The sequence below is a fragment of the Lewinella cohaerens DSM 23179 genome (genome assembly GCF_000379805.1).
Lineage (GTDB): Bacteria > Bacteroidota > Bacteroidia > Chitinophagales > Saprospiraceae > Lewinella > Lewinella cohaerens.
This window is the reverse complement of the sequence record NZ_KB903532.1, coordinates 165580-191069: the sequence shown is the minus strand read 5'-3', so window position 1 is coordinate 191069 and position 25490 is coordinate 165580. Positions and strand designations below refer to the sequence as shown.

Annotated in this window: 20 protein-coding genes; 14 read left to right on the top strand and 6 right to left on the bottom strand. The window is 46.0% G+C overall.

Going from position 1 to position 25490, the window contains the following annotated elements:
• The first annotated feature begins 155 nt into the window (after positions 1 to 155).
• The 3 genes from A3EU_RS0102945 (at position 156) to A3EU_RS0102935 (ending at position 5193) form a co-directional block, all read left to right on the top strand.
• Complete coding sequence (locus A3EU_RS0102945; protein WP_156825629.1) at positions 156 to 3038, top strand: CHAT domain-containing tetratricopeptide repeat protein; 2883 nt, start codon at positions 156 to 158, stop codon at positions 3036 to 3038.
• 162 nt (positions 3039 to 3200) lie between these two features.
• Positions 3201 to 4202, top strand: a complete 1002-nt coding sequence (gene hemB, locus A3EU_RS0102940) for a porphobilinogen synthase (protein WP_020534626.1) — start codon at positions 3201 to 3203, stop codon at positions 4200 to 4202.
• 184 nt (positions 4203 to 4386) lie between these two features.
• A complete protein-coding gene (locus tag A3EU_RS0102935) occupies positions 4387 to 5193 on the top strand; it encodes a hypothetical protein (RefSeq protein WP_020534625.1) in 807 nt (268 codons plus the stop codon).
• 4 nt (positions 5194 to 5197) lie between these two features.
• Here A3EU_RS0102935 and A3EU_RS29200 read toward each other — a convergent pair whose 3' ends face one another.
• On the bottom strand, positions 5198 to 5938 hold the full coding sequence (locus tag A3EU_RS29200; RefSeq protein ID WP_020534624.1) for an NUDIX hydrolase: 741 nt from the start codon (positions 5936 to 5938) through the stop codon (positions 5198 to 5200).
• Positions 5939 to 6118: 180 nt separating this feature from the next.
• Between A3EU_RS29200 and A3EU_RS32440 the strand changes: the two genes are divergently transcribed.
• Positions 6119 to 8233 carry a ComEC/Rec2 family competence protein gene (locus A3EU_RS32440; RefSeq protein ID WP_020534623.1) on the top strand — a complete coding sequence of 705 codons (2115 nt, stop codon included), beginning with the start codon at positions 6119 to 6121 and terminating at the stop codon, positions 8231 to 8233.
• A gap of 276 nt (positions 8234 to 8509) precedes the next feature.
• The gene (locus A3EU_RS29190; protein ID WP_020534622.1) at positions 8510 to 9637 is read left to right on the top strand and encodes a helix-hairpin-helix domain-containing protein; all 1128 of its coding nucleotides are present in this window, start codon (positions 8510 to 8512) and stop codon (positions 9635 to 9637) included.
• Between the two features lie 230 nt (positions 9638 to 9867).
• On the opposite strand, the gene A3EU_RS29185 is transcribed toward A3EU_RS29190, so the two are convergent.
• A complete protein-coding gene (locus A3EU_RS29185; RefSeq protein ID WP_020534621.1) occupies positions 9868 to 10872 on the bottom strand; it encodes a DUF3179 domain-containing protein in 1005 nt (334 codons plus the stop codon).
• A 305-nt stretch (positions 10873 to 11177) separates the two neighbouring features.
• Positions 11178 to 11768, bottom strand: coding sequence for a LemA family protein (locus A3EU_RS0102905; protein ID WP_020534619.1), 591 nt, complete (start codon positions 11766 to 11768; stop codon positions 11178 to 11180).
• A gap of 160 nt (positions 11769 to 11928) precedes the next feature.
• On the opposite strand from A3EU_RS0102905, the gene A3EU_RS0102900 reads away from it, so the two are divergent.
• The 8 genes from A3EU_RS0102900 to sucD all read left to right on the top strand — a co-directional run bounded on the left by A3EU_RS0102900 (position 11929) and on the right by sucD (position 20160).
• Positions 11929 to 12438, top strand: coding sequence for a DUF1905 domain-containing protein (locus A3EU_RS0102900; RefSeq protein ID WP_020534618.1), 510 nt, complete (start codon positions 11929 to 11931; stop codon positions 12436 to 12438).
• 195 nt (positions 12439 to 12633) lie between these two features.
• Positions 12634 to 13725, top strand: a complete 1092-nt coding sequence (locus tag A3EU_RS0102895; protein ID WP_020534617.1) for an XdhC family protein — start codon at positions 12634 to 12636, stop codon at positions 13723 to 13725.
• Positions 13726 to 13770: 45 nt separating this feature from the next.
• Positions 13771 to 14373 carry a TIGR04282 family arsenosugar biosynthesis glycosyltransferase gene (locus tag A3EU_RS0102890; RefSeq protein WP_020534616.1) on the top strand — a complete coding sequence of 201 codons (603 nt, stop codon included), beginning with the start codon at positions 13771 to 13773 and terminating at the stop codon, positions 14371 to 14373.
• Between the two features lie 22 nt (positions 14374 to 14395).
• Positions 14396 to 15691: an amino acid permease gene (locus tag A3EU_RS0102885; protein ID WP_020534615.1), complete on the top strand. Its 1296-nt coding sequence runs from the start codon at positions 14396 to 14398 to the stop codon at positions 15689 to 15691.
• Positions 15692 to 16304: 613 nt separating this feature from the next.
• Positions 16305 to 17411 carry a glutamine-hydrolyzing carbamoyl-phosphate synthase small subunit gene (gene carA / locus A3EU_RS0102880; RefSeq protein ID WP_026211194.1) on the top strand — a complete coding sequence of 369 codons (1107 nt, stop codon included), beginning with the start codon at positions 16305 to 16307 and terminating at the stop codon, positions 17409 to 17411.
• A gap of 92 nt (positions 17412 to 17503) precedes the next feature.
• Positions 17504 to 18787, top strand: coding sequence for a phosphopyruvate hydratase (eno, locus tag A3EU_RS0102875; protein ID WP_020534613.1), 1284 nt, complete (start codon positions 17504 to 17506; stop codon positions 18785 to 18787).
• 141 nt (positions 18788 to 18928) lie between these two features.
• The gene (locus A3EU_RS0102870) at positions 18929 to 19237 is read left to right on the top strand and encodes a hypothetical protein (protein ID WP_020534612.1); all 309 of its coding nucleotides are present in this window, start codon (positions 18929 to 18931) and stop codon (positions 19235 to 19237) included.
• A 50-nt stretch (positions 19238 to 19287) separates the two neighbouring features.
• Entirely contained in the window at positions 19288 to 20160 is an 873-nt protein-coding gene (sucD, locus tag A3EU_RS0102865) for a succinate--CoA ligase subunit alpha (RefSeq protein ID WP_020534611.1), read from the top strand.
• Between the two features lie 96 nt (positions 20161 to 20256).
• Here the strand turns inward: sucD and A3EU_RS0102860 are convergent, their stop codons facing one another.
• Complete coding sequence (locus A3EU_RS0102860; RefSeq protein ID WP_156825628.1) at positions 20257 to 20805, bottom strand: hypothetical protein; 549 nt, start codon at positions 20803 to 20805, stop codon at positions 20257 to 20259.
• A gap of 488 nt (positions 20806 to 21293) precedes the next feature.
• Positions 21294 to 22484, bottom strand: coding sequence for a hypothetical protein (locus A3EU_RS0102850; RefSeq protein WP_020534608.1), 1191 nt, complete (start codon positions 22482 to 22484; stop codon positions 21294 to 21296).
• A gap of 573 nt (positions 22485 to 23057) precedes the next feature.
• Here A3EU_RS0102850 and A3EU_RS0102845 point away from each other — a divergent pair.
• The gene (locus tag A3EU_RS0102845; protein ID WP_020534607.1) at positions 23058 to 24434 is read left to right on the top strand and encodes an MATE family efflux transporter; all 1377 of its coding nucleotides are present in this window, start codon (positions 23058 to 23060) and stop codon (positions 24432 to 24434) included.
• Between the two features lie 104 nt (positions 24435 to 24538).
• Here the strand turns inward: A3EU_RS0102845 and A3EU_RS0102840 are convergent, their stop codons facing one another.
• Positions 24539 to 25417 carry an alpha/beta hydrolase gene (locus tag A3EU_RS0102840; protein WP_020534606.1) on the bottom strand — a complete coding sequence of 293 codons (879 nt, stop codon included), beginning with the start codon at positions 25415 to 25417 and terminating at the stop codon, positions 24539 to 24541.
• Between the last annotated feature and the right edge of the window lie 73 nt (positions 25418 to 25490).

The window sequence follows — 25490 nt, the reverse complement described above, 5'->3', positions numbered from 1 at the left end:
CCGAAGCCTCGGGACGGCTACCGCCGACACAGTCGGCACCACCGTGATCCCGACTTTTAGTCGGGAGAACACCGCCAGCCCAGCGTGAAAATGTTAAGCCCAAGCACTTGAAACCCGCAGAATTCAACTTGCTAGACCTCTAAATCTTATCTACTTTGAATCACTTACAAAGGGTTTCCTGCTTATGTGTTATTGTGATGCTATTGGTCACAACATCTTTGCGTGCGCTCAACCTGGAGAATGAATACCCGGCCACGGTCGATCAGATTGTTGAACTGGTAAAGCAACATGATTTTGACCTTGCATTAAAGAAAACCGAATCCGCTTTAGCTCATTTGGAGCAACTTGATAGTTTGTACCTCTTTCTAGATTTGGTAAAATCAATCGGAACTCAATTTAGAAAAGAAGGCCAACTTGAATTGGCGAAACATCTTTTCCGTAAAGCTCTTCCCCGTGAGCTCTGGCGAAATTTTAGAACAACAGAAGAGAACTCTAAAGCTTTTTGGACATATGTACAACTGGCTTTCACTTATGATACATTGGGAGATTACATCAATGCTCGAATAATCTATGAGCTCGCACTGAGTCTAGCAGACCCCAAAGAGGAAAATGCTTATTTGCTAGCAAAATTTCTTTATAAACCATTAGGTAATATATATACCAGGCTAGGGGAATACGCTGCAGGTGAATCCATTCTAAAACAATTTGTGACGGCTGTATTGATCGAAGAAGATTATTTACGAGCTGCTCAAGGATATAACGATCTTGGCTTATTATATAGTAATTGGGATAAACTAGAAAAGTCTCAAGAAGCTTATGAAAATGCTTTAGAACTGCCTATTGAGGATAGAGGAATTCGCACGATGATATTACTTAATTTAAGTGATCTATTTGTAAAAGGGAATCTTTTAGAAAGTGCAACAACTCAACTTGTACGAGCAAAAGATATACTAGTAAATAGAAGCAAGGGGGAAGAGAGTGACTTTAGATTTGATTTGATTTTAAGCAACATCTACAAAAAACAAGCCCTCATCCACTCCGAACAAGGCGATTTCGCAGCTGCCTTAGCCGCATTAGACCAAGAGTTTCACCACCTTCAGCTTTATTACGAAAACACCCAACGCCGAGAATTCGGCAAGCATTACGTCCAAAAGGGGCTGCTCTTCTTCGAGATGGAAGACTACCCCAAATCACTCGCCCAATTCCAGTTGGCGCTACAGTCGGTGCTTTACAATTATTCCCCCAAAGGGCAGCATGATCTTCCTTCTCCTGCATCTTGCTATGCGGAAAATACGATCATGGAAGCACTGGCGGGCATGGCTTCCGTTTACCAGGCCTGGAACAAGGCGAAACCCAATACCTTTTACTTAGAGCAAGCGCTGGCTTGTTACGAACTTATGCATACGGTAGAACAGGCGCTGCGTCAAAGTTACCTCTACGAAAGCTCCAAGCTTTTCAATCTGGAAGAGAGCCGTGAGCAAAGCGAGAATGCCATTCGGGTTGCTTATGAGCTTTATGAAGAAACGCACAGTGAAGCACTGCTCTACCAAGCTTTTGTTTTTGCAGAACGCAACCGCAGCAGCCTACTTCGTGAGGCTTTTCGGGCCAGTAAAGCTGCCGCTCAGGCAGGAATCAGCGAAGAGGAGCTGGCCGAAGAAGGCGAGCTGCAACGCGCCGTCAGCAAGGCCCAGGAAGAACTCTTCCACCTGCGCAGCGAACAAGGCGTTGCCGATAGCACCCTCCAGGCGGCCGAGCAAACCCTCCTCGGTGCACAAGATGCCATACGCAACTGGCTCCAGGCCCTGGAAACCCGCCACCCCCGCTATTATCAGCTCAAGTACGCAGATGAAGTACCCACGCTGGCGCAGCTCCAACAAATGCTGGGCCGCAAGGAACAATTGATCGAATATTTCGTCGGCAAAGAAGCCATTTTTGTTTTTCTCATTGACCGCCAAGGAATCCGCCTTCAGCAACGCTCCCGACCGGAAAACCTCAACGAACGGATACTCGCCTGGCGGGGGAGCATCGAAAATTACCAAATGCCCGGTGTAGACCGCGCTCAGCTTACCACCGATTACCAGCGTGAGGGCTACCGCTTGTACAAGGAGTTACTTGCACCGGTATTAGAGGGCACTCAAGGGAAATCACTGTTGCTCGTCACGAGTGGAATGCTTGACTTGTTGCCTTTTGAGGCACTGCTTACACAGGAGGTAGCGGCAAACACCCCTTTCAATGACTATCCTTACCTCCTGCGGGAATACCCCATCAGTTATACCTACGCCGCCAGTTTGCAGTGGGCATTGTCGCAACTGGAACGGCACCAGGGAGAGGTGGGCGGTTTCGCTCCCGCGTTCTCTGGCCAATCGGGTTGGCCAGCCTTGTCGTGCAGTGCCGATCTATTGGAAGCTACCATCGGGCAGGCTTCTGGTAATCTTTTCTCAGGCGAAAGGGCTACCATTCAGCAGCTACAAGCTCAGGCCAAGCGCTACCGGCTTCTACATTTGGCTACTCACGCGCAGGCCAATCCCGAGCAGGGAGATTTCTCCTACATCGTTTTCAGTGACGGCGAGGGAGGTTACGATTCTCTTTTTGCCAAAGACCTTTATTTGTACGATCTGGAAACCGAACTTGTCATTCTCAGCGCTTGTGAGACAGCTCTGGGCACGCTCTACAACAGTGAAGGAGTCATCAGTTTGGCCAGGGCATTTCACTATGCCGGTGCTCGTTCTGTGGTCAACACCCTCTGGCGCGTCAATGAAAGTGCCAACTGCGATCTTTTGGAAAGCTTTTATACTTTTCTGAACAAAAACAACGATAAGCGCACCGCCCTTCAGCAAGCGAAACTAAGCTACCTGCAAAATGCCGACCCCCGGGGAGCACACCCCGTTTACTGGGCAGGCTTTCAGCTCTTGGGGAATACAAGACCCATGGAGGCCGGCTTCCCTTGGTACGGTTGGGCGCTGGTTGGTTTGATGGTTGTGGGTTTCGCTTCGCGGCTACTTCGTGGTGATGGTTGGATATTTGAGAAGAAGAGGTAGAGCAAAGTCGGAAATGGGGAGTCGGAAATCGGAATTATTGAAGGAGGTGTAGAAGACTCACAATTTTACCGAATAAGGACAATTTTGATCGTAGCCCGAAGGTAAACCTGAGCGGATTCCCATTCTTTATCCTTAATTTTGCAGCCCAAAAAAACAAAAACAATGCTTCAGCGTCCACGTCGCAACCGCCGCTCGGCGGCTATTCGGGGAATGGTTCGGGAAACCCGCCTCAGTCCTTCTCAATTGGTACAACCTCTTTTTCTAGTACCCGGAAAGGGTGTGAAAACGGAAGTGTCCTCTCTGCCTGGTACCTATCGCTGGAGTATAGAACTGATGCTCGAAGAAATTGATGCTTGCCAGAGCCTGGGGATCAACAATTTTATTCTTTTTCCCGCGGTGCCTGACGAACTCAAAGACAAGGTGGCTACTTATAGTTACGATCCGCAGAATTTCTACCTGCAAGCTGCGCGCACGATCAAAGAGCGGTTCCCGGCTATCTGTCTCATCAGCGACGTAGCAATGGACCCTTACAGCATCGACGGGCACGACGGCCTGGTAGGGGAGGGGCAAATCCTCAACGATCCCTCTTTACCTATTTTGGCAAAAATGGCGGTAGCCCAAGCCGAGGCCGGCTTTGATATATTAGGCCCTAGTGATATGATGGATGGCAGGGTAGGCTACTTGCGAGAAGCATTGGATGCTGCTGGTTTTACTCAAACGGGGATCATGTCTTATACCGCCAAGTATGCCAGCGCTTTTTATGGCCCCTTTCGGGCGGCACTCGATAGTGCGCCGCGCGAAGATGCCGATATACCCAAGGATAAGAAAACCTACCAGATGGACCCCGCCAACGCGCAGGAAGCCCTGCGTGAAGCAAGATTGGATACCGCAGAAGGAGCCGATTTCCTGATGGTCAAACCCGCGCTCAATTACCTGGATATTATCGCATTGTTGAAGTATGAAAGTGAATTGCCAATAGCGGCTTACCATGTCAGTGGTGAGTGTGCGATGCTTTTGGCTGCTTGTGGTAATGGTTGGTTGGATTACGAGCAGGCCATGCCCGAAACTCTGCTGAGTATTCACCGTGCCGGAGCAGATGTGATTATCACCTATTTTGCCAAAGATTATGCCCAACGGGTACACGATGGCAGGCTGAAGTATTAAATCTTAGCTAGATTCTTAATTTATTCTATAAATTTACGACCTGCCAAGCAGCGAAGTAAATTTAAGGGCGTTTCCTTAATAGTTCAGAGCTTGGAAGGGGTAAATTCCCTATGAGCTCTTACACCACGCGCACTCTTCTGAAGGTTATCCCCCAATACTTAATGCATCAACAATACTTAATTTTATGTACCGGAATCACTGCGTGGGATTCGTTTTTCTCTTTCTGGCACTAGCTTTTTCCGGCTGCAAGTTGGAAAGTCTCAATGATCCGATCATTGTACCTTTAGTAGACAAAGAGTTTAGCCTTGATTTAGGGCAGGTGCTAGGTGTTACGACACTTTCCAACCTGAAATTAGAGATGTACACCATTGAAGAGGAGGATTGTTTGGATACAAAAATTCTCAGTAATTACAATCGTACCGGCCGCAATATTAGCCTTACGCTTTACGATATTCTTGACCCTGAGGTATGTGACCCAGGACCAGCTCCTGCGACAGGCACCCAGTTGGTAACAGATGCTAGTCCGGATGTTTATACCCTTACCATTGAACTCCAAGATGTTGTAAGTAACGCCGGTACCCTTACGGTTACAGAAGATATGTACAAGGTTGTGATGGAAGAAGAAAATGGCATCAGCTGGCTTCATACCGAACTTCGTAAGATTCCAGAGAATGTACTTTGGGGATACTTGGTCTATAACAATGCCGAAGAAGAAAACCAGATCGCGACATTGGTATCAGAAATTAATAATTTGGGCAGCGATCCAAATTTAACCGACGGTTATTATGGTTATTTCTCAGTGACTAATTCTGGTAGTATTACAGCATTGAAAGATGCCCCTGCTACGAATAACCTGATGACTGTTTTAGTGAAATACACGGGAGAAACTACCGAAATTGACCAAAAGATTAGTGAGTTTCTGACAACACCGGGGAATGAAGCTATTCAATTAGTACTCTTGGATAGCGAGGGGAATGAATGGCGGAATTAGTCCACTAATTCGAAAGTGATGGTTTAGGCTCCTTACGTTTGCTTTCTTTTACTTCAAAAGAAAAGCCATCTTGTAAGAATTCTTCGTACTTGTCGCTGTCAAATTTGTAAAGCTTTGCTGGCCGGTGAGCGACACCTTCCTGCATCTCTTCCAGATCAATCAATAGATTCATCGACAGGATTTTCTTGCGAAAATTACGCTTGTCCAAGTCGGTTTCTAAAATAGCCTCATAGAGGTGTTGCAGCTCTGTAAGCGTAAACTTCGGGGGGAGCAACTCGAAGCCTACCGGACGAATACGAACCTGCCGTTTGAGGGTTTGAAAACAAACGTTGATCATCTCTTCGTGATCAAAGGCCAAGTCCAGGGCAGAAATATCAGATACACTAAACCACCGTACTTCTTTAGCTACATCATTGTCTGGTGTAGGATTAAAGTCGGCAATTTTAACAAGCGAATAATAGGCAACGGTGATCACCCGTCCTACGGGATGGCGATCTACTGCGCCAAAACTTTTAACTTGCTCAAGGAAGACGTTGTCAATACCAGCCAACTGCTTTAGCACTCGCCGGGCAGCTGTGTTCAGATCTTCATCAGGTAAGACGAAGTAGCCAGGTAGCCCCCAGTGATTGTTGTAGGGTTCTTCTTGCCGTTTGATAAGTAAAATCTTTAGATCACTTTCATCAAAACCAAAGATCACATTATCGACGGTGAAGGCCGACTTGAAATAGGTATTAAGATTTTTCACATTTCCTGTTTGTTCGTCGCTGCGCTTTGCATAATTCGAGGTTAAAGGTAGTAATTCTTAATATTATATAAACTGGTAGTCTATTCATTTAGTGTATTTTGTACACTAGGTGGCTGACAAGGTCACTAAAAATTGAAAAAAAGATTAAATTAAGCCCTGCCAAAACATTTTTTATAATCAATGATGCCCGTTGACCAGAAAATTCCGTGGCGAGAAATACCACTCTTGCGTTTGCTGCTGCCTTTTGGGGTAGGGATTTTCTTGGGTTATCATTTTCTTCCTGAAATCAATGCTGTTTTTTTTGCTAGAGGCTTAACCTTAGGAGCTTTCGCCCTTCTGCTTTTTGGTCGTTTGGCTTTGTCACTCCCTTTGAATCGCTTTTGGAGCATCTTGACGGTCTTCTGGTGCCTGGGCTTTGGTGCTTTTCTAGTACAGCAGGAAGAAGAACTTTCGCAGACCTCTCATTTTGCTCAACAAGCTGTTTTTGCAGAGGACTCGATGCTCCTTTGGTCGGGAAAGGTTCATGAACTACGTGTTGGGCCTGATCGAATGCGGTTGGGGGTTGATGTCGATGCAATCAGTACAGAAGGAGGCAGCGAGTCGACGCTCTGCACAGGCCAGTTACTACTGTATTTACCTGCCGACAGCCTTAGTGTCGAGTTATTACCTGGCCAGCGAATTCAATTCAAAGCTGCCGCTGAGCGGATTGCAGCCCCTCTGAATCCTGATGCCTTCGATTTTTCGGAATGGCAGGCCCGCAAGGGCGTTTACCATCAGGCTCGAATATCTGGGCAAGACTGGGTGTTGATAAACCCAGAACTCTCCGTACGAGGATTGGCTTATCAATACCGGGAAGATCTACTCAGGATTTTACGCGAGCACCTGCCAACCGGTTCTAACGAATTAGCAGTAGGTGCGGCCCTGATTCTTGGAAAACGAGATGAATTAAGCACCGACCTACGTAATGCTTACGCCGAAACCGGGGCTGTACACGTCTTGGCGGTTTCAGGCCTCCACCTGGGGTTTGTTGCCTGGGGCTTGGGTTTGTTGTTTGGTTGGGGGCCGTTTAAAAAACCAGGATGGAAATGGATACGATTGCTGCTCATTTTAATAGGAATTTGGGGTTTTTCCTTAGTTACGGGACTGTCGCCATCGGTGCAGCGTGCGGCGGTTATGTTCAGTTTTCTTTGGCTGGGCCAAACCCTGGGTAGGCGGGCTAGTGTATATAATTCCCTTGGCGCTTCTGCTTTATTGCTTTTGCTTATTGACCCTTATCTACTGTTCGATATTGGGTTTCAATTGTCGTACTTGGCGCTGTTGGGGATCGTCTTTTTTCAGCCACGTTTGTATCGACTATGGTATTCGCCATTCAAAATAGTTGACTATGCCTGGAGTTTGACAACGGTAGCTATTGCTGCCCAACTCACTACTTTTCCACTCAGTTTATATTATTTTCATCAGTTCCCGCTTTACTTTTTGCTTACAGGCCTGGTTGNTGTGCTTGCAGCATCGTTTATTCTCGGATTGGGAATTTCGTTGTTTTTACTGCATTGGATTACGCCACTGGCTACTTTGTTGGGGAAGCTCTTACTTGGAGTTATTTGGTTAAACAATGCCTTTATTTTTACAATACAAAAACTTCCGGGTCACCTCCTTAGTGGTATTTGGATCAACGAATGGCTACTCTTTTTCCTGTTTGCATGCTTATTTTTCTTGGCTTGGTACAGTGCCCATCGTCGAATTACTTACCTCTTTACCGGCTTGTCGGCATTNGTTTTGGCGCTGGCAATCAATGTGTTTACCAAAGTCGATTTGGCACAACAGCGATCCTGGGTGGTCTATCATTTATACAAAGCTTCTATTGTAGATGCCTTTGATGGCTATCATCGCTACAGTATTTCCAGTCTTGAAGAGGAAGACCCTGCCCTCGACTGGTCCGTAAACCCGCACCGAGAGAAAAGGGGCGTGACTCGCTGGCCAGCAACCCAAACAACGCTCCATTGGTCCGATCAACACCCTGTATTCGCTTTTTATGACCAACGCTTGGTCATCATCAATCGAGACTGGAACCCTGAGTTTGCTCCAGTAAGCAAGCTAGCGGTAGATTTGGTACTTATTCAGGACGCACCAAGGGTTACATTGGCTGATTTATCAACCCATTTTTCAGCAGATACCTGGATTTTTGATGGCTCCAACTATCCAGGACAGGTCACTAAATGGTTACAAGAGGCTGAAGGTTTAGGACTTTCTGTACACTGGACTGCCAGAGATGGTGCTTTTCAGAAAGAACTTTAAGGAACAGCACGAAAATAAAGAGTGGTTTTGTTTTTCATAATAGTTNAATAAACGATTCATTTTAAGTGTTTTAACTATTTGGAAAACTTGAGGAAAACCATATTTTATTTTCTGCGCAATAAAAGGAACAGCACGAAAATAAAGAGTGGTTTTGTTTTTCATAATAGTTAAATAAACGATTCATTTTAAGTGTTTTAACTATTTGGAAAACTTGAGAAACCTCGAAGAAACCGCGAAGCGAAAACATGTTTTATTTTCTGCGCAATAAAAGGACCCATGGACAATCACTTTTTTTATTTCAGCAAGGGAGAACGAATAGGCATCATTGTATTGATTACTCTCTGCGTTGTGCTTTTTATTTTGCCAGGCTTTCTGCCTGATCGCAGCCAGCACGATCCTGTCGATTTTTCATCTTTTGTTGAAGAAGTCAGCAAGCGGGGGAATGCTTTCGTTTCTGAGAAAGAAAGTGCTATAGCACAAAATAACGATGCAACTTTATCTCCCCATGTTTTTGATCCTAATAAAGCTACCCAAGAAGACCTTCAAGCGCTGGGTGTATCGGCAGGAAGTATTCGTTCCTGGCTGAGTTATGTACGCAAGGGAGGAGCATTCAAATCGTGGCAAGATGTTGAGAAATTCCGGGCACTCTCTGAGCAAGAACGTTCAGCGCTTAAACCTTATCTGGCTTTTGGAAAGGAAACAGATGCTGCTGATCAACAGGATGCACCCCCTACGGCTGCGCCGATAATGCAAACCTTTAACCCAAATGATGTAAGCAAAAACACCCTGCAAATTATGGGCATTTCCGAAAAGGTCGCCCACAACTGGACCCGCTTTCTGGCCAGTGGTGGAAGATTCCGAAAGCCAGAGGAAATACAGAAGGTTTATGGATTGTCCACAACTGATTTTGAGCGCCTGCTACCGTATGTAGAGCTACCTGAGGCTGCGAACGATGCCTTCGCCAGCGCCGATGATACTCCACGCACTTATGAAGATGTTTCTTCCAAGGTCATCATCGACATTAATCAGGCCAGCGCCGCAGAATGGCAAGAATTACGAGGCATTGGCCCCGCATTTAGTAAGCGCATTGTCAACTTTAGAGATAAACTGGGAGGCTTTCAAAGCGTACAGCAAGTCAGCGAAACTTACGGGCTGCCAGATAGTGTTTTCCAGAAGATTTCCCTACAGTTGCGACCTTCACCTATTTTGCGCAAGCTGAAAATCAACACCGCTACGGTGGAAGAATTGGCCACACACCCCTACCTCCGCTTCAGCGATGCCCGCATGATCGTCAATTATCGCGAGGAACATGGGGCGTATGCTACCACTGCTGATCTGGATAAATTGTATGGCTTGGAAGAGCAAACCAAGCAGAAAATCAAGCCATACCTTTCTTTTGAATAAAAAAAGCAGGCCCACCATCGGTGGGCCCACTCATCAACAATCCAATCGTTTATGTCCGGTTTGTGCCTAAAGGACAGCACGAAAATTATATGCAATTTTGTTTTTCGTAATAGTTGAATAAACGCTTCATTTAGAGTGTTTTAACTATCTGAAAAACTCAAAAAAAATTGTCATTTATTTTCTGCGCAATAAAGGGTGATTGGATAAAACATTTCTTTTTTCGAATGCTCTTAATCACCAACACTCATGGATAAGCTGGTAGGTCCTTCGGGGGTGCTGTACACCTCGGTGCTTGGGTGAGCAGCCGACCAAGAGAACCAGTACATGCTGGCACTTGGTAGCGGGTTTCCTTCCAAGTCAGTTACATAAGCAGCTTGTGCAGTAGCAACAAACTCAATGCTTACTTCCTGTCCATTGACCATGTCTAGTGTGATTTGATCTTCCGCTTTTTCGAGTACAGCATAAGGGTATGCTTTGTAAACGCCATCAATTTGTACGCCTACGATTCTTTCTTTAAGTTGTAAGCGATCGTCGCTAGCGTTCATCGGAAACATCAGTCGATCGGTAGTGCCGTAGTAGGCATAAGCATCCACATCATAGTTGCGGGTATAGCCGGTTTCTTCGGCCAGGAGCAAGGTTTCAGGGTGGCGTTCCTGCCATTCACCCCAAGTCGTTAGCGTAGTAGGTAGTAGGTCAAGTTGTGCACCTGCCACTGGGCCAGCTACTGCACGCCCCAAGGTCTGTGACCATAGGCTTTCTGTTTCCCGGTCGAAATACAGGGCATTGTTATTGTAGAGCAAGCCAGATACAGCCAACTCCCAGGTCTGTTCGTGCGCCTCGGTACGGTAAGCCATCGCACTGCCACACAATGGGCTGTAAGTAATGGCTACACGTTCTCCTTTGAAATCATCATTGATAACCTCATGGTAGTTAAGTACGCGAATAGGGTAGGCTTTGGTTACGCCGTTCCGGGTTACACCGATCACCAAGTCTTCTTCTGTGAGCCACCTGTCTGACCGTGCAGAGGTGAAATGAGGGTCGGTTAAGGAAGGAATACCATCCTTGCCGGGGCCGCCTTGAATGATTTCCCATGATGGGAGTTCTGAATTAGAAAGGTCAAAGTCTTCGTCGGCAAACGATTCTTCAACAAAGATAGCGCGCTGAGCATTCAATCCTGTACCACACACGATCATCACAGCAACCATCATCAAAAAGGAGCGAAATACTTTATTCATCTTGGGTTAGATTTTGGAAATTTTTCTTGAAATAGTGTTCAAGTACTCCTCAATCCAAAAGCGTGCCAAAAATGAAAATGGGCAAAAAAAAGATGGAAACATCGCATCGCAACGTCTCCATCTTTTTTATTGTACAGACATTGCAGCGCAGCAACATCTTGTCTCTTTTTTAGGCATCCTCCCGGCCCAAAGGGCGGGAGCGGGCTATCCGCTCTTATGCAGTGCTGCGCATTGCATACCGCTTCTATCCCTGGCTGTGCTCGCTCTGCTGCGCCGTGCTACCCTCCAAAGTCGGTCCGCGTTTTTTAATCAAAATTAACCGCGGGCGCATTTTCTGAACCAGCTTGCGCTTCAAATTGTGCTTTTTCGCTAAAGCCAAAGATGCTGGCAAAGAAGCTAGCTGGGAACCGGCGCACTTTTTTATTATAGCTCGTTACTACCTCATTGAAGTTTTGGCGAGATACAGCCACCCGGTTTTCTGTGCCCTCCAGTTGGGTCTGCAAATCACGGAAATTTGCATTGGCTTGTAATTCCGGATATTTCTCAACAGTTACCAATAAACGGCCCAAAGATTGCCCCAGTTGAGATTGTGCAGCCTGAAACTCCTGTAGCTTGTCAGCAGTCAAGTTACTAGGGTCAATATTTACACTGGTAGCTTTGGCACGGGCATTGACAACGGCTTCTAGCGTCTCTCTTTCGAAGTTGGCTGCTCCTTTCACGGTATTCACAAGGTTCGTAATCAAGTCGGTCCTCCGCTGGTACTGCGTTTGAACATTAGCCCAGGCTTGGTCTACATTTTCTTCTGAATCCACAAATCCGTTATAGCTGCTACAGCCCCCCATAAAAAGAAGTAACAATAGTACCAAGACAACACCAATAGTGGTAATAGATTTCATATCGTTGTTTTATTTTTTTTCAATACAGCTTACAAATCATTGCAGCTTGTGCGAAAAATAAAGATTTTAGCCAAAATTAAGGTAAAGTGGCTACTTTAGGGAAAGTACAGCCACTTTTATTCAGACCGCTATTCGTCTATAACGTCACCAATTTTAGACCATGAAATTTCAGTTTTCTGCGCCACTTGAAGCCGCTAACTCCAAATTGTTCAACTGGCAGGTAAGGGTTCCTGCCGATGTTACGGCTGCCTTTCTTGCCAGCCCCACAAAAAAACGGGTGGTTTGCGTCCTCAATGGACAAGACCCTCACCAGTGTGCCCTTACGCCTATTGGCGGCGGTGTTTACGTGATCAAAGTTAATCAGGGAAGGATAAAAAAACTTGCCCTGGAGGAAGGCAAAACCATCGTCACGGAGTTGTTCCCAGACGATAGCAAGTACGGCTTGCCCATGCCCGAAGAAATGGCCGCAGTACTTGCGGAAGATTCGGAAGGTGATAAGGTTTTTCACTCACTTTCTCCCGGTAAATTGCGGACGATGCTTTATGTCGTCAGCCAAGGCACCGATAGCGACGACCGTATCTGGCGAGCGGTTCAGGTAATTGAGCATATTAAAAAGCGCAATGGAAAAATTGATTTCAAAGCCCTCCATTATCAGGATTTACGTAAGTGAACCCTTGCGCTTACAGTCAGTGCGCAGGCCAGAAGGCCGAAGCTCGGGGCGCGGAGCGACCAAGGACAAGGGATGGGCAGGAGCGGTAGCGACCGACAGCCCGGTGCCGATCCCGTCCCGACTTTTCTAGTCGGGATGGGAGACGGCATGGCCCCAAAATAAATAGGCCAGAGTATTGTTAATTTATATCTAAGCGTGAAAGAGATTAGAAGAATTATTCAGGAGTACGAGCAGATTGATTTTAGCACTGAAAAAGCTGCACTGGCTTCGGTTGTTAACGTAGAAGAATCTTCTTATCGGCGAATCGGTGCCCGAATGTTGGTACGCAGCAACGGGGTATGGACGGGCGGTATCAGTGGTGGTTGCCTGGAGCGGGATGCATTGCAGCGATCACAGATGGCTATCTTTAAAAATGAAGCCACTAGGGTTTTGTACGATACCATGGACGACGACGAAAACCAAATCGGCGTGGGCCTCGGCTGTAATGGGCGCATCGAAGTTGTATTTACTCCACTAGACCCTACCGACTCAAATAATGAAGTCACTCAACTTAAGCGTATCATTGATGCTGACCAGCCCGCTATTATGCTCAAAATTATTGAGGCTCCTGAGGATAGTAGCCTTTTGGGAGAGCACCAATTGGTAGAAGACCTTAGTCATCCAGCCCCTTTCGTAGGGATTGATACGGACACACTCATTCCTCATATCAAGGAAACCCTGAGTAAAAAGAAACCCCGGCTTTTTGTCTGTAATGTGAACGGGCAACAAGTGAAATTACTGGTAGAATTCATCCGCCCTGAAACCCGGTTGATCATCGTTGGCGACAATTACGATGTGTTGGCCATGCTAGGTATTGCCAAAGAGTTGGGCTGGGAAACCTACCTGATTGGCAAAGCAAAAAAAATGTCAAAAGCCATGTTTGAAATGGCCAAACGAGTGGTAGATTATGATCAGGCAGACGAGCTGCCAGTGCATGATTATACGGCGGTGATGCTCATGTCGCATGATTACAATAAAGACAAAGCCATGCTGCCGCTGTTTGCCGCCAAGTGCCCTCCGTACATGGGAATGCTCGGCCCAAAAAAACGCCTCCTGAAAATGCAAGACGACCTGGGAATGGATCTCGAAAACATGGATTTTCTCCATGCACCTACCGGTTTGGAAGTTGGTGCAGAATCCCCTAGCGAGATTGCGCTATCTATAGCTGCTGAAATAGTGGCGGTCTTCCGCAAGAAACCCGGCGGGCTACTAAAACACAAGAAGGGAACCATCTACGACCGAGATTAATTGAGGAATCTCTACTTTTGTGTCTCCAAATTATCATACAACGCTATGGCCAACCGCGCAACCCTCCTCATTTTTATAAAAAATCCGGAACTCGGCAAGGCAAAAACCCGCCTCGCGCAGACAGTCGGTCCTGAACGGGCACTGAAAATTTACCGCGCGCTACTCGACCACACTTGCCAACTCACACAAGCTGTTGATGCGCAGCGAATACTCTTTTACAGCTCTTTCATTGATGAAAAAGACAATTGGCCAAATCAAGGTTTCTCAAAGTACCTACAGGTGTCTGGTGGCTTGGGAGACCGCATGACAGCCGCTTTTCAGCAAGCCTTCGAAGAAAATGGCGGCCCCGTTTTAATTATCGGTAGCGATTGTGCCCAGCTTAGTCCAGCTATTGTAGAACAAGGTATCCAGCTATTGGAGACCAACGACTTCGTCATTGGCCCCGCCGAAGATGGCGGTTACTACTTGTTGGGAATGAAGAAATTTCATCCCGAAGTTTTTCAAAATGTAGCGTGGAGTACAGAAACGGTACTGCCTCAGACACTAGAAATCATAAGCAGCAATGAGTGGTCGCACGCACTCCTTCCTGTCCTTTCTGATATCGATTATGAAGAAGATTGGGAAAAGCACGGCTGGGAGATAGATTGAAATCTTTGTACCTTTTCGTAAAATGCCTAACGAAAAGCTTGGATTTGGCGCCAGCCTTGCACTGGTAGTAGGGAACATGGTAGGCTCTGGCATTTTTCTCTTACCAGCCTCTTTGGCTATTTATGGCGGCATCAGCTTGGTTGGTTGGGTCTTCTCATCGTTAGGTGCAATTCTTTTAGCCGTGGTTTTCGGTAACCTTAGTAAATGGTTGCCCGAGGCAGATGGCGGTCCTTATGCCTATACCCGTGTAGGTTTGGGCGAGTTTCCTGCCTATCTGGTCGCGTGGGGGTATTGGGTGTCTATCTGGAGTACAAACGCAGCAATTACCGTAGCCTTGGTGGGCTACCTCGGTGTATTTTTTCCCATCCTGAAGGTAGAACCTCAATTGGCAATTCTTACCGGCCTCGCCTTTATCTGGTTTTTTACTTACGTCAATACCCGTAGTATTCATACCGTAGGGTGGGTGCAGTTAGTTACAACGATACTCAAGCTGGTGCCCATTCTGTTAATTGGCTTTATTGGCATTTTTTACTTCAAAGTCGAGCATTTTATCCCTTTTAATCAAAGCGGAAGCTCCAATTGGTCGGCCATTACCACCACTACTACCCTTACTTTGTTTGCCTATTTGGGCATGGAAAGCGCCACCATTCCAGCCACCAAGGTCAGCAATGCCAAAACGACTATCCGCCGGGCTACAATTTATGGAACCCTGCTGACGGTCGTTCTATACATCCTTAGTTCGGCTGCCGTTATGGGGATCGTTCCGCCAGAGGTATTAGCCAATTCTACGGCTCCTTTTGCCGATGCTGCGGCCTTGTTTTGGGGCGATACAGCAGAATATATTGTTGCCGCCGGAGCAATCATCGCTACCATGGGTGCGCTCAACGGGTGGTTATTGATTCAGGGACAAATTCCACTGGCGGCGGCCAAAAATGGCTTGTTTCCCAAAGTCTTTTCCCAGCTCAATGGACGAAGCCAGCCCGCTATCGGTATTGTTTTATCCAGCCTATTGGTGTCGCTGTTGATGCTACTCAACTTCTCGGAATCCTTGGTCAGTGCCTTTACGTTTATGATGACGCTCTCTACCTTGTCCGTTATTACCCCTTACTTGTTTTCTACGGCCAGTTTTGCACTACTGGTCTTCGCCAAAAAAACAAAACAAAAAAAACTTCACCTGCTCTTGGCGTTGGGGGCTTTTTGTTTTTCTATCTGGATCATTATCGGTTGCGGGCAAGAAGTCGTTTTCTGGGGCTTTTTGTTGTTGATGTCAGGTATTCCTTTTTACGTATGGCTGAAACGAAACGAACATGCTCGCTAATCGTACCAGTGCGATGATACAGTTGGGACACATTTATGTGTTTTGACCTCGGCGAGGTCATAGATTGGGTGTGCCATGTTTGTCGGAGTTAAACCAATCTCGGGAGAGATCGAATATTAATCCAGATTGGTTGACGGGGCAAAAGAATCAAAATAGAGGGTGACATTTTCTATTTTGCGACCTCATCCGAGGTCGTTTCATCGGTTGCCTATTGTTTTCTTCCAATATTCCACCTCTCCAAGGTGCTTTTTATTGACACCACGCTTGATGATGGTTAAGATGTGTCCCAACTTAACTCCTCGCAAGGAAGGAGTGTGATAAAGTAGCTACTTTGCTATTCTGGGCGAACTATCGATCCTGCGCAGGTTAGTTTCCAAACTAATCCCGACCACGACACTTCGCGGTCGGGATATATCCCGCTGGTCTTCCGACCAGCCACCGCGTTTAGTCTCTGTTAGTCCCTGCGTCGGAGTGTGGGCCGCAATGCGCCTAGTCGCTCAAATGAGTCATGAAAAGCTGGCGCAAAAATGATTTTTCAAAAAAAACGCTACTCATTACCCAAAGTACCCAGCCTTACCTATCTTTGCGTGCGGTCAAAACGAAACCGCAATCTATGGCAAATTCTTCGCTCCCCCCCGCCATCCTGTTATTGGAAGATGGCACTGTCTATCGGGGTAAAGCCGCTGGTAAAATTGGTACTACTACTGGCGAAATCTGTTTTAACACCGGAATGACCGGTTACCAGGAAATTTTTACTGACCCTTCTTATTTCGGACAAATACTCGTGATGACCAATGCGCATATTGGAAATTATGGTGCTAAAAAAGAAGAAGTAGAATCTAACTCGCTCAAAATAGCGGGTTTGGTGTGTAAAAACTTCACTGTTCCTTACCACCGTCCTCAGGCTACCCAAAATATTCAAGAATATTTTGAAGAAGGGGGGATGGTTGGAATTTCCGATGTGGATACCCGAGCTATCGTTCGTCATATTCGTGATAAAGGGGCCATGAATGCCATCATTTCCAGTGAAGAACTCGATGTAGAGGTGTTGAAAAAACGCCTGGCCGAGGCTCCTAGCATGAAGGGGCTGGAATTGGCCAGTAAAGTCAGTACCAAAGAATCCTATACTTATGGGCAACCAGACGCTAAGTATAAGGTAGCAGTACTTGATTATGGTGTGAAAGAAAATATCCTGCGGAGTTTCGCCCAGCGGGATTGTTTCATGAAAGTCTTCCCTGCCAAAACGTCTATGGAGGAGTTGGCAACATTCAAGGCCGATGGGTATTTCCTTAGCAATGGCCCTGGTGATCCAGCACCGATGGAATATGCTACCCAAACCGCTAAAGCTATTTTGGCTGCTGAAAAGCCACTATTTGGAATATGTCTGGGGCATCAGATTTTAGCCCAGGCACTCGATATTCCTACCTATAAAATGCATAACGGTCACCGTGGGATTAACCACCCCGTAAAAAATCTGGTGACTGGCAAATCTGAAATTACCAGCCAGAACCACGGTTTTGGCGTAAGCCCTGCCGCTATTAAAGCCAATGCAGACAAAGTAGAAATCACCCACGTTAATCTAAATGATGATACCATTGAAGGTATCCGGGTGATCGGCAAACCAGCTTTTTCTGTACAGTATCACCCCGAATCGAACCCCGGGCCACATGATGCCCGCTATCTTTTCGATCAGTTTGTGGCATTGATGGCCGATTCGTAGAAACGTCGCATCACAATGTCTCCCGCAAAGAGGCATCGCAACGTCTCCGCAACCCGGCAGGATTAAAATTATTAATTTAAAAACAATAAGCGATGAGTAATATTCTTGACATTCGCTCACGGGAAATCTTGGATTCCCGAGGCAATCCTACGGTAGAAGTAGAAGTACTAACCGAGGAAGGTATTGTCGGCCGTGCAGCAGTTCCTTCTGGAGCATCTACAGGCGTACACGAAGCAGTAGAACTTCGCGATGACGACAAAGAACGGTTTCTGGGGAAAGGTGTTTTAAAGGCTTGCCGTAACGTGGAAGAGGTTATCGCTGACGAACTCATCGGCGTAAGTGTCTATGAGCAGCGTTACATCGATCAGATCATGATTGATCTGGATGGAACTGCTAATAAATCTAAGTTGGGTGCCAATGCGATGTTAGGCGTAAGTTTGGCCGTCGCTAAAGCCGCCGCCGCTAGCAGTGAACAGCCTTTGTACCGTTATATCGGCGGGGTAAACGCTCACGTGATGCCGGTACCAATGATGAACATCCTCAATGGTGGTTCTCACGCAGATAACAGCATCGACTTTCAGGAATTCATGATCATGCCTGTAGGTGCTGAGCAGTTTTCTGAAGGTTTACGTATGGGGGTAGAAATTTTCCACCACCTGAAGACCGTACTGAAGAAGAAGGGCTACAGCACCAACGTAGGTGATGAAGGTGGCTTTGCGCCAAATATCAAGAGCAACGTAGAGGCGATTGAGACCGTGCTTATGGCTATCGAAGCTGCTGGCTTCCGCCCAGGCGAGGATATCATGATCGCTATGGATGCTGCTGCTTCTGAGTTTTACAACAAAGAAGAGAATGTTTACCACTTTCACCAGTCAACAGGCGAAAAATTGAGCCCATCTGATATGGTTTCCTATTGGGAAGATTGGGTGAATAAGTACCCTATCCTTTCTATTGAAGATGGCCTGGATGAGGATGATTGGGATGCTTGGAAATTGATGACCGACCGCGTTGGCCATAAGGTACAACTGGTTGGGGATGATTTGTTTGTAACCAACACCAAGCGCCTACAGCGCGGTATTGAGATGGGTGCTGCCAACAGTATCTTGATCAAGGTGAACCAGATCGGTACCCTTACGGAAACGATTGATGCAGTACAGCTTGCTACCCGCAATAGCTATACCAGCGTTATGAGCCACCGTTCTGGAGAAACAGAAGATACAACCATCGCTGATTTGGCAGTAGCATTGAATACGGGGCAAATCAAAACGGGTTCTGCTTCTCGTTCTGACAGAATCGCGAAATACAACCAGCTTCTTCGTATTGAAGAAGAACTAACCGATGCTGCCATTTACCCAGGTAAAGCACTATTGGGCTAGAACATATTTTGCCACAGAGATGCTAGGGCATTCAGTAACGACTGTCTGTTTTTACGTCTCTGTGGCTAATAACTATGGTGATTTTTCACTAGAAAGCTCACATAAAGCCTTATCTTTGCGCCGTAAATACATCCCAACCCTATGGATAAGGCCATAAAAGACCTCTGGAATAAACTGCCGACTCCCTTGCGGAACCGCTATTTTATTACAGCTATAGCTTTTGTCGCTTTCATGATCTTTTTTGATCGCCATGATGTGCTCACGCAAATAAACCTTCAACGTACCGTTAATAAACTGGAACAAGACAAGGTTTTTTACCAAGAGCAAATCGAGCGTGAAGAAGAACAGCGCCTGGATATGGAAATCAATAAAGAGCGTTTTGCTCGTGAGAAATACTATATGCAGCGCAACAACGAGGATGTGTTCATTATTAAGGAGGAGAATAAATAAGCAGTAAATTACTGCTGCGAGATATAAACCAAAGTAACAATCTTAGCTTCATGTCTGTACTGATTAACAAGGATTCAAAGATCATCGTTCAGGGATTCACTGGTAAGGAAGGAACCTTCCATGCTAGCCAAATGATCGAATACGGAACCAACGTAGTAGGTGGTGTAACGCCCGGTAAAGGTGGCCAATCTCACCTGGATCGTCCGGTTTTTAACACAGTAGAAGATGCAGTAGTGCAAGCTGGTGCAGATACTTCTGTTATTTTCGTTCCTCCTCCCTTTGCGGCGGATGCTATTATGGAAGCAGCAGCAGCAGGTATCAAAGTGATCATCTGTATTACCGAAGGTATTCCTGTGCAGGATATGGTAAAGGCCAAAGCTTATATCGAAGACATCGATTGCCGTTTGGTTGGCCCTAACTGTCCGGGTGTTATTACTCCGGGAGAAGCCAAGTGTGGTATTATGCCTGGGTTTATTCACAACCCTGGCCGTATTGGTATCGTTAGTCGTTCTGGTACCCTAACCTACGAAGCGGTAGATCAGGTAACCAAAGCGGGTATGGGCCAAAGTACTTGTATCGGTATCGGTGGTGATCCTATCATTGGCACTACTACCAAGGACGCTGTTGAACTCCTGATGAATGATCCTGATACCGACGGCATCATCATGATCGGAGAAATTGGCGGTACCATGGAAGCAGAAGCTGCGGAATACGTCAAGAACCACGGTACCAAGCCTGTTGTTGGATTTATCGCTGGTCAGACCGCTCCTAAAGGTCGTACGATGGGCCATGCTGGTGCCATCATCGGCGGCAAAGACGATACGGCTGAAGCTAAAATGGCCATCATGGAAGCATGTGGTATCCACGTTGTCAATTCTCCAGCTGATCTGGGTGTGACGATGTTGAAGGCGATGCAGGGATAAAATATCAACAAGACAGTTCCACTGTCACGATATAAGAAAAAAGAGCTGTTACGCTAGTCGTGACGGCTCTTTTTATGTTGGAGGAGTTAATTATATCTAACTCAACAACAACGCCAACACAATCACCATCACCAGCAATAGTGCTGCAGTAATCAGGAAACCATTGGAGTTGCGGTATTTGTCAAAAAGGTATTCCACCGCTTCGTTCCATTCCAGCTTGCGATAGAGGGGTTCGATGATGAAAACGTGGTAGCGACGCTCAAACAGGCGGGCATTACCGTGTTTTCTGAGGACAAAAAACTCTTCGTCGAGAAAGGCCAAGTCAAACACTTCTGCGTCGCAGGAGCTGGCGCCATAGACAAACTTTCCGTTCATCAGTCGCCACTCGCCGCACTCGATATTACCATTGGTAGAGCGAACGTATTCGCCACCTTCGTCAAAAACGTGGAGGATTACTTCATGAAAGTCTTCATCGTCGCGCAGTTCAATCCAGTTGCGGCCCAAATAATACTCCTCTTCTCGTAAATCTTCACTGTGCTTGCGGATAGCAGGCAGGACTTTGTCCAGCGCATCAAAGAGCCCATCGACTTCAGGAAGTTCTACATTGAAAGGTTTGGCAACCTTATCGAGCATTTTGTTATCCACAACTGCAGTTTTTAAAAATAAGGAACAGCACAAAAATAAATTGAGGATTCGTTTTCCAAACAGCTAGCGAAGCGCTTCATTTCAAGCGCGTTAGCTGTTTGGAAAACCTCAAAGACCACGAAGTAGCCGCGAAGCGAACACTCAATTAATTTTTTACGCAATAAAAGGACTAAGGTAAGAGGATTAAGTCGAATTCGCAACAGGCCTCTATTTCAGATAGATTTGAACCACCAAAGTATTGCGCAGAAACATGAGTCATCCCGAATTTTGGCTGAGGCCAAAATCCAGCCTGACTTTAATTTAGAAAAAGGCATTAAAGGTTTGAAAAGAATGATTTATCTGACTTTTTGTATGCTCCAATTTACCCTGTAGGATATGCCTCTTATAATCCCTTCTATTTCCTTATATGGTTCAAGACAAATCCTGCCGATAAGGTAAATTCATGAATTTACCCTCGGGTGCCCTTGGTGGTTCAGAAAAAAACATGCCTAGTCCACCTTAAAAGGCTGGATCAAAATAGCGCCACTTTCCCGGAGGTTGGAACTCAAGACAATGACTTGTTCTTTAACGCCATCATCAATAGAGACCGCTACCGTATTTGGGGGGATGTCACCCAGGTCGTCAGCGTGTAGAATCAGAAGGTTCTCGCCCTGAAGAACGTCAACAGGTATACTCCACTTGCGTTTATTGACTCGGTACTCATGCAGGATCTGCTGGCCATTCAGAAAGAGGGTCAAAATGTCTCCATCGACAATGCCATTGTCCCATACTTTTATTCGAATTTTATCACTACGTACTTGTAGTACTCGGTCGACCTTTACGGTGCGGCCTGAGGTTTCGTGGTAAGCATCGGCGTGCGAGTCCACATATTCTTGCACCACCTGTGTTAACACAGGCTTGGTCAGGAAAACCGTACCTGGGGCACAAGCCCCGGTTGCTAGCGTCTTATGCTCCAAGTAGCCCGACCAATCACCTGAAAGCTGATAGGTACCATCCTCCCTGTTTTGCAAAAGCTGTCCGTTTTTCATACACCATTTCCAATCAGGATCGGTGCGTTCTGCTATCCCGTCTTCCCAAAACTGTATACCTTCTTCGGTCTCTTCCCATTTTAGTAGGTGCGTTGCTTCGCCGCCAGCGCCTTCGCTGACAATATGAGAACTACCTCTTCCGTTTTCGGTTAAGTTTAGTTCATAATAAAAACCGTAATCGCGATCTGATTGTGAAAGATACCCGGTCCAGCGGCCAGGATAACTAAAGGGAAGTTCTTTTTCGTGGCTCCCACCAACTTTGGTCATACGCATAAACCCAGGTTGACAACCTGTGGCTTTCCAATCTCCATCTATGACCCGTTGATCTTTACTTAGGCGAGCGGTGATAAACTTTAAACACCACAAGGGACTTTTGGGGGATAATTGTTCAACCTCCTGTAGCTGTAGTTGCCCTTCCGACCACCGACCACTAATGATAAAAGTGGCACTTGTTTTTCCATCCTTCGAGCTGGAGGTCGCTTGCCCGGATACCGCTTGCCCCTGCTGTTGTAGTCGTAAATCATACGAAAAAGTATCGCTGCTATTGGTTTGCCATACGATCCCTTGCCATTGTCCTGAAATTGACTGCCCTGTAACAAGTGAAGCAACGGAAAGTAGAAGGATGATAATCAGTGAGTTAGTTCGGAACATTGTTGCTCGGGAATAATTGGTATGTAAAAAAAACGACTTGATATTATAAAAAATTGGATGCACCCCCCAAAATGGGGGTTGTAGGTACTTGGTTTACTGTTTACATTTGCAACATAAGAAAAATAAGCACACACCTTATTACAAGATATTAACAAGGGGGACATCACATTAAGTTGATGCCAGATTTAAAGGAACCCGGTGAAAGCCGGGTTTATTTTTGACCCTCCCTCTTCCCACCATATATATTTATATATTATTCTTTGGAATAAAAAAGCTTCTAACCCAAGCAAACCTTTTGTACTCTGATAATTTTTTTATCAATTGGTGGAAAAATTGTCAGAGACTTTTACTTCTCCTACTATTTTAGGAAGAATACCTAAAATCCATTCTTGTTTTTGTTAAGGGATTAAGAAAAAAATAGCAAGCGGTGCAGATTATTTTTTTTGCAAACTCCCTAAAATTAGATTTTTCTGGTAAAGCAGCCTAGTCGTACAACAATAATTCTGACTTGGGGTTCCTATATTGGCCGCTCGTTACTGTTTACGGTAATTTACCAACCCTGGGATCATAGCTATGGAAAAATCAGAACAACTAGGCAAAGCGCCGATTGGGCAGTTGCTTAGTCAGCAAGCTATCCCAGCATCCATTGGGATTTTAGTGATGTCTATTTATGGCATCGTCGATACTATTTTTGTCGGCAATTTTGTTGGACCTATTGCCATTGGTGCTATCACTGTCGTTTTACCGATCACCTTTCTAATTTCTAGTGTGGGCATGGCTATTGGTATTGGCGGCAGTTCGATTGTCTCTCGTGCTTTAGGCAGGGGAGACCGCCAGCGGGCATTGGAGACGTTTGGCAATCAGGTAGCGCTTACCATTGTGATCGCAGTGAGTGTCGTTGCCTTGGGGGTGTTGCTACAAAATCCGATCCTCAAGCTTTTTGGTGGTAAAGGAGAAACCTTAGCTGCTGCTCAGGAATATTTTGGCATTGTACTTTTAGGTATTCCTTGCCTGGCGTGGGCCATGATGTCAAATACCGTAATCAGGGCAGAAGGCCAGCCCCGGATAGCCATGATGTCCATGATGGTACCAGCTTTAGTGAACTTAATTCTAGACCCTATTTTTATCATTTGGTTAGATATGGGGTTGGCAGGGGCAGGCTGGGCCACTACTATAGCCTACTGTTTTGCCGCTATATTTACCAGTTGGTATTTCTTTGTTAGCGGGCGTTCAACGATGAAAATCAATTGGGGCTATCTGCGTTTAAAGTGGAGCTTGGTAAGGGAAATATTTTCTCTGGGTTCCGTCACTTTAGCCCGACAAGGCGTAATTGCTGTACTTTCTATTGTATTAAACAACACTCTTTTTGCTTATGGGGGGGCACTGGCAATGTCGGCCTATGGGATTATTCAGCGCATGATGATGTTTACCAATTTTCCGGTCTTAGGAATTACGCAAGGCTTCCTACCTATTGCTGGTTATAATTATGGCGCTAGACTTTGGGATCGGGTGCGCCAAATAATACGCCTTTCATTGGTCAGCGGTACCATTATTGCGTCCCTGACTTTTGCTGCTATTATGATTTTTACGCCATCAATAGCTCGCCTGTTTACCAATGACCAGGGCTTGATAGACATTACGGTACCTGCTATCCGCGCCAGCTTTCTGGCCACTCCTTTGATCCTGTTTCAGTTAATTGGTTCTGCTTATTTTCAAGCGATTGGCAAAGCAATGCCTGCACTTCTACTGACACTTACCAAGCAGGGTTTTTGTCTGATCCCATTGTTGCTCATTCTGCCTCCTATTATAGGACTGAAAGGTATTTTTTACGCCTTTCCTATTGCCGATGTAATTTCGGCTAGTATCTGTTTTTTCTTCCTTTGGAAACAAATGCAAAAAATGTCCCAAAGAGAAAAAAAAGAAGCATTGGAAGTCCCTGCTGAGAAGTAACAGCCTTGGTAGTGAGGAGCCTTCAGTGTTCTCCCTCAGAAAGTCGGACGGGAATTTTGAAAACGCTTACACCTTTACACTCATGAAAACACTTACACCCCTATTCAACCTTCGTCAAAAAGTTTTTTGAAGAATAGTAATTGGTGTACAATCGCTTCCTCCCAGTAGAGCCAGTCGTGGCTTCCGGGGCGCGCAATATAGGTGTGAGGAATGCCGCGATTTAATAATACCTGATGTAAAGCTTCGTTTTCTGCCAGCATTTGGTCTTCGGTGCCACAATCAATGATAAGATGAGGTGTCTCTCGTACCGTTTCTGCTATAGCAACAACAGAATGAGTTGCCCATCGGGTGCTATCTTCTGTATAAGCCCCCAGATGCTGATCTATTTCCCAAGCATCGGAATGTGCTCGTAAATCTACAACGCCACTCATACTCCCTGCTACCCCAAACCAATCAGGATGCTTAAGTGCAATACTTAGCGCACCATGGCCACCCATACTCAAACCTGTAATTCCGCGATAGCGGGCATCTTGATAAGAACGAAAATGCTCGTCTATATACTGTGGAACCTCTTGGCTGATGTAGGCATAAAAGAGCTGAGTGGAATCGACATAACTGTTGAGGTACCAACTATTGAAATTACCATCTGGCGTGACGATAATCATATTATGCTCACTGGACAGCTCCTTGAGGCCGGGAACCCGGTCGTACCAGTTGGCATAATTACCGGAATACCCATGTAGCAGATAAATGACCGGATAGAAATTAACATTAGAGTCCAGAAAGTAGCTTTCCGGGAGAATCACATTGGCATTGAATACCTTACCCATCGCCTGGCTTGGGATAGCGACTCTCCTTACCAGTGAATCCAGCGCAATACCGACCTCCGGGCGTTCGCCGTTGTCTTGAGGTGCTTTATCACAGTTCTGCATTAAGATGGAGCAGAGTAAAAGCGAAAAAATAAAGGTTGTGATCCGTTGCATAGAAAAGAGAATTAGAGGTGGGCTATAAGCTCTAAGGGAGGAAGTTATTCTTCGCCAACCTCTAAAGTACTTG